This window comes from Lachnoanaerobaculum sanguinis, from assembly GCF_033242365.1.
Classification (GTDB): Bacteria; Bacillota; Clostridia; order Lachnospirales; family Lachnospiraceae; genus Lachnoanaerobaculum; species Lachnoanaerobaculum sanguinis.
This window is the reverse complement of record NZ_BTHK01000078.1, coordinates 1-307: the sequence shown is the minus strand read 5'-3', so window position 1 is coordinate 307 and position 307 is coordinate 1. Positions and strand designations below refer to the sequence as shown.

The following is a 307-nucleotide window of genomic DNA, read 5'->3' as shown; positions in this document are numbered from 1 at the left end:
GCCGAGTTCCTTAACAATGCTTCTCCCGCCGGCCTTAGGATTCTCTCCTCATCTACCTGTGTCGGTTTGCGGTACGGGTACATATAACACAATAGCGGCTTTTCTTGACGGCTCCCTAACCGACTTCCCTACTAATTTTCGGTACGCATCACGTTTTCCCCTTGTATGGTGGTTTTTCCTCCCATACAGGTACTTCGCTTGCCCCGGTTTTTGTCCTCCCGGGTTCGGTTTCAGTCTCCGTGTCCCCACAGTTCTGATTATATGTAGTACAGGAATCTGTACCTGTTATCCATCGACTACGTCTTTC

The 307-nt window shown here is 49.5% G+C and carries 1 rRNA gene; it reads right to left on the bottom strand.

Annotation, left to right across the window (positions count from 1 at the left end):
- A 23S ribosomal RNA gene (locus tag SBH76_RS13610) occupies positions 1 to 307 on the bottom strand; the annotation flags it as partial.